The 4,896-nt window shown below is 57.0% G+C and carries 3 protein-coding genes and 1 pseudogene; all 4 read right to left on the bottom strand.

What is annotated here, in order from left to right:
* The coding region (locus NKG99_RS35295; RefSeq protein WP_352874061.1) for an SDR family NAD(P)-dependent oxidoreductase at window positions 1-367 on the bottom strand (367 nt) is incomplete at its 3' end.
* Window positions 368-1,222: 855 nt separating this feature from the next.
* Window positions 1,223-2,224: an alpha-ketoacid dehydrogenase subunit beta gene (locus NKG99_RS35300; RefSeq protein WP_352874063.1), complete on the bottom strand. Its 1,002-nt coding sequence runs from the start codon at window positions 2,222-2,224 to the stop codon at window positions 1,223-1,225.
* A gap of 5 nt (window positions 2,225-2,229) precedes the next feature.
* Window positions 2,230-3,246, bottom strand: a complete 1,017-nt coding sequence (locus NKG99_RS35305; protein ID WP_352826265.1) for a thiamine pyrophosphate-dependent dehydrogenase E1 component subunit alpha — start codon at window positions 3,244-3,246, stop codon at window positions 2,230-2,232.
* Between the two features lie 195 nt (window positions 3,247-3,441).
* A pseudogene (locus tag NKG99_RS35310) lies at window positions 3,442-3,909 on the bottom strand (redoxin family protein); the annotation flags it as partial.
* Window positions 3,910-4,896 lie beyond the last annotated feature (987 nt).

Below are 4,896 nucleotides of genomic sequence, written 5' to 3' on the forward strand. Positions count from 1 at the left end.
CGCCGTCCAAATTGACAGAGAGCACCGCCCGCCAATCCTCATCGGTCGTATGACTCGTCGGCGCGGAACGAGACACGCCGGCATTGTTGACAAGGATGTCGGGGCAAAGGTCGATTTTACCGGCGAGATCGCGCACCGCCTGCGAATCCGTGACATCGAGTTGATGGACCTGCGGTTTGACGGGGAACTGATCTGCGGCCTTCGCCACGCGGATCCCGTCAGTGCCAGTAAGGATAATATCGGCACCGGCTTGTTGCAAGGTGAGCGCGATCTGCAAACCGATGCCACGCCCTCCGCCGGTTATCAAAGCAGTTTTCCCGGTTAAGTCGAACTTGTCATGGAAAAATGTACGTTCCATAATTGGCATTGCTGATTTCCCGCGCTGTTGCTAATGCACCGATCATGGCATCGATCATAGAAAAAGAATTTTTGCGGTGAATCGCAGTATTCGTGATCTAGCAATTAAGGCTGGATTGTCGACCAACGACACCGCAACCGCTTTGCCTCGAGCGTTCATGACGAAGGCATCGTTGACGGGCACGCAGTAGATCGCGCCGATTCCCTCTCCTCAAACTCGTCATGGAGTTTTTCGAAATTGGGCGGTTGGCAGCTTCGAGCAGGTCGGGGTAAGGCACCGGGCACCGAGAAGGGAGGACGCTTGTCGCTGAAATAGTCGAGGGATGTCTTATCTTCCCAACGGTGAGGGCTTGGCCGCGCGATCGATTCATCGCGCAGATGCTGGCGAAAGATGACAAGGAAACCTTATTTTTCACGATCATAACTATTGCTTTCCTGGTTTTATGCGCGCTTTCGCTCGGGACCGGAAAGTCTGAAGCAAGCGCCGCGCCATTTGACTTTAAGCCGTGCAATCACATTGCTTTTGCAGCGGCGAGGCGTCGCCGACAGACCTTTCTTTTGTCAGAAGTTGGACAAGAATGTCGGAAGACTAAACAAAAGGATGGGGCCGGCGGGCGCTACGCCTTGCCCCTACGATCATCTCTTGGCCTTCCTGCGGAGCCTCTGATTATGCCGATACCCATGCGCTATCCGCAGAAATCCTCAGGTTTTCTGTTCACTCGGAGTTAATTTGGCCTCGGAATTATGCCGCGGCATTTGCACCGACGCCCGCTTGTCGATGACGACGGCGGCACGCGGCAAGCCGCAGGCCGAATACGTCGATCGGCGCGGTTCCGTGAGGACCGGGAAACAGCCTGTGCTTCGGCTAGAGTAGCCGCCGTACGGCGGCGATGATGTGGTCCTTCGTCGGGAAGAAATCTTTCTCCAGGGCCGGACTGAATGGTACGTGAATGTCCGGAGCGCTCAGGCGTAGGATTGGTCGCTTCAATAGATCGAACGCCTCTTCGGCCATCACCGCGGCGATTTCACTTCCGACGTTGCAGACACGGTGACCGTTCTCGACTACCACGAGCCGTCCGGTCTTCGCGATTGACATCTTGATGGCCTCATAATCGAGCGGCTTCAACGTACGTGGATCGATCACTTCGACCGAAATGCTTTCCTCGGCGAGCGCGTCGACAGCTTCCATCGTCGGCCGAATGGCGCCGGCAATAGCGAGAAGGGTTACGTCTCTTCCCTCACGCTTCACTTCCGCTTTGCCAATGGGAATTACATGGTCCGGATCTGTGGGCACATTACCCTTGAGCGGCCACAGGCGGGCGTCTTCGAAGACGAGTACAGGATCGCCGTCGCGAATGGCCGATTTCATCAGCCCCTTGATGTCGGCGGCGCTAGTCGGGCTGATGATCTTGAGGCCCGGCACATTCATAAAAAACGGATAAGGCCGGTCGGCGTGTTGCGCCGCCTCGGACCCCACCGAGAACATACAGCAACGAAACACGATCGGAATGTCGATTTGGCCTCCAGTCATATACCGCAATTTCGAGGCTTGGTTGATGATCTGGTCCGAGGCGAGATATACGAAGCTGGCACCTGCGAGGTCTACGATCGGTCGCAATCCGTTGACGGCAGCCCCGATTCCAAGGCCCGTAAAACTGCCTTCTGAAATCGGCATATTCCAAATCCGGTTCTTGCCGAAGCGCTCAATAAGTTTGGCGCCGCCATGGACCGAGATGTCCTCTCCCATCAGGACGACGCGCTCATCACGATCCATTTCCTCCATCTGAGCCTGCACGAGCGCTTCAAGATAGGTCATCTGAATATGGGTGCCCGGCGTCGCGGCAAGTTTCTGGGCATCAGTTTCCATGTTGATTAATTGGTCTCCAGCCCAGCTACGAAGCTGTAATAGCCTGCAGGGGGCGAGTTGAACATGTAATCGGGCAAAGCTTCGGGCCGAGGCATGGGGCTGGCCAAAGCAAATTGTACAGCCAGCTTGACAGCTTCGGCAACCTCGTCCTCGATTGCTCTCAGACTCTTTTCATTTATGCCTTCTGCGAGGAGCACAATACGATATAGCAAAATCGGATCGCGTTCGCGTTTGTGAGCCTCGACTTCTTCAACCGATCGATAAGGCTCCCCCGGAATCACCAAACCGAAATTGTGCTCATCGAACCGATAGGTGGTGGCTACTATCAGAGTGGGCCCCTCGCCCGCGCGTGCTCGCGTAACGGCCTGTGCCGCAGCGTCATAGACGGCGCTCACGTGCTGTCCGTCAACCGTTACCCCTGGCATGCCATAGCCCGCGGCCCGCAGCGCGATGTCCAGCTGCCCGTGGCTTTGCGCCACTGAGGTGGTCATGGCATAGCCGTTGTTCTCGCAAAGATAGATGACCGGAAGCTTCCACAGCGACGCCATGTTGAGACTCTCATGGAAGGTGCCTTGGTTCACCGCTCCATCGCCGAAGAAGCAAAGGGTAACCTGATCGACGCCCCGCACCTTGGCACTGAACGCGCATCCTGTGGCAAGAGGAATGCCCCCTCCGACGACACCCGATTCGCTGATGATCCCGACCGAATTGTCTGCAAAGTGCATCGAACCGCCGCGCCCCTTGCAAATGCCGCCTTCCTTCCCCATCATCTCGGCCATGAGCGCGTTCAGATCCGCACCCTTCCCGATCGGATGGCCGTGCGAACGATGGGTGCCGGTCATGGCGTCATCGTCCCGAAGGGCGAGACATGCCCCCACGATAGCGGCTTCCTGACCCACGCTCGAGTGGAACCAACCAGGGATCTTGTCACCTTTTATCAGGCGCATACCCTCTTCTTCGAATCGACGGATGCGAAGCATCCGCCGATAAGCCACCAGTCTCTGATCACCGTTCAATTGCATGATCCAAACGTTGCTCCAATATCCAAGGACGCCGCCTAGGGTGGCATAGCGCATATCCTGATTTGTCGGGCATTATTCATCCACTTTCCTGGCTCTCATAATCCGGAACAAAGAGCCTGCCGACGAACTATCTGGCCGCGCGGTTGGCTGTGGTAACAGGCTTGACGAGAATTGGCTGCTTTGCGGCCTCAGCTTTAATGGCCTCCAACGTCCAAGAACGTTCCGTGGGGATGTGACACCATAGGGGTCGGTTTTGCAGTGTCGGAGAAACCCTCCTCCTCGAACCACGGCTCCACCACGCCATTGTTGATCAGGGCGGCGTAGCGCCAGCGTGAAGCCGAGATTGTCCTTCGCGACCAGCATGCCCATTTTGCGCCTGAACTCGCCAGCGCCGTCCGGGATGAGCTCTACCTTCTGCAGAGCCAAGGATTTCCCCCACGCATTCATGACGAAGGCATCGTTGACGGAGACGCAATAGACCGCGTCAATTCCCTCCTTCTCAAACTCGTCATAGAGCTTTTCGAAATTGGGAAGCTGATAGGTCGAGCAGGTTGGGGTGAATAACCGGCATCCCGGGACATTAGATGAGGCTTTGCGGTTTCCGTTCTTTGGCATGCCGTTAGGGACGGCATGGCTCCTCTTCGTCGCCCCCCCCACGCCCAGTCGGTATGGGTGATCTGTATGCGTTCGAGCGGCTCGGACAGGCCCGCTACGCCGATAGCGCTTGAAGGGACATAGACGATCCGCTTCTCGTGCTCGACGAAAAAGGTGGTGGTGATCGGAAGTGTGCGCGTCGCAATAGGCAGTCGGCCTCAGGCCAATCGTGAGCAAGACAGTTACCGAGCACGGACTTCTGGAGTGGAGGATGCCCCGATGTTCAGCGGGAACAGGGACGACCTTCTCAGGCGCTTGTATGGAGCTTCGCGGTGTCAGCAATGGCATTGTTCCTGGTTTCTACGTGCTTTCTTGGGGCCTAACGAGCCTGGAGCAAGCACCGCGCCATTTGTCTCAAAGCTATGCATCAAATTGGTTTTTCAGCGACGAGCCGTCGCCGCAACAAAATCCGCAAAGCGTCTTTTGTCCGAAGTTGGACAAGAATGTCGAAAGCCCGAACAAAAGCATGGGGACCGGGCCGAGGCCACGGGCAAGCTGCGTAGCCTGCCCCTGAAACGTCCTCGTCTGCTCTCCAGATATGTTCCGCGATTGCGCCACTCGGCGTGTCTCGGTCGCCTGGAGCCTCTGCGATCAGGTTAGGCCCTGCGCGCCAAAGGCAAGGATGAACCCGCAGCGAACTAAACGAGCAGCCGAAGGTCCCGCGAAGCCACCGCCTATGATCCGCCAATCGCAGGTGAGCTGTCCTCAAATTCGGCCCCCCTGATCAGGCGGAGAGTGGCGTTCCGATCCGAGTTCGGAGGACGACAACCCTCATGGAAGACTTAGCTTGGCAGTGCGACCGCCATCCAAGACAAAGATCTGGCGGTGACGAATGCGGCCTCACATGAGAAGCCGCTCGTCAAGGCGCTTTCGGCGCTGCGGATTGGAGTTGGAAGTGGGGGGGCGGACCCCGCGCAAGACCCCGACCCAGAAAGGATGAGGCAAAAACAGATGGTTTGAGGGGAAAATCCAGTAGCAAGGGGGCCAGAAAAACCA

The organism is Mesorhizobium sp. M1409 (assembly GCF_040317535.1).
Lineage (GTDB): Bacteria > Pseudomonadota > Alphaproteobacteria > Rhizobiales > Rhizobiaceae > Mesorhizobium.

Bases quoted from the DNA above. Each gene is read 5' to 3' on its own strand.
- NKG99_RS35300 (WP_352874063.1), bottom strand. From the start codon at position 2,224: ATGGAAACTGATGCCCAGAAACTTGCCGCGACGCCGGGCACCCATATT.
- NKG99_RS35305 (WP_352826265.1), bottom strand. From the start codon at position 3,246: ATGCAATTGAACGGTGATCAGAGACTGGTGGCTTATCGGCGGATGCTT.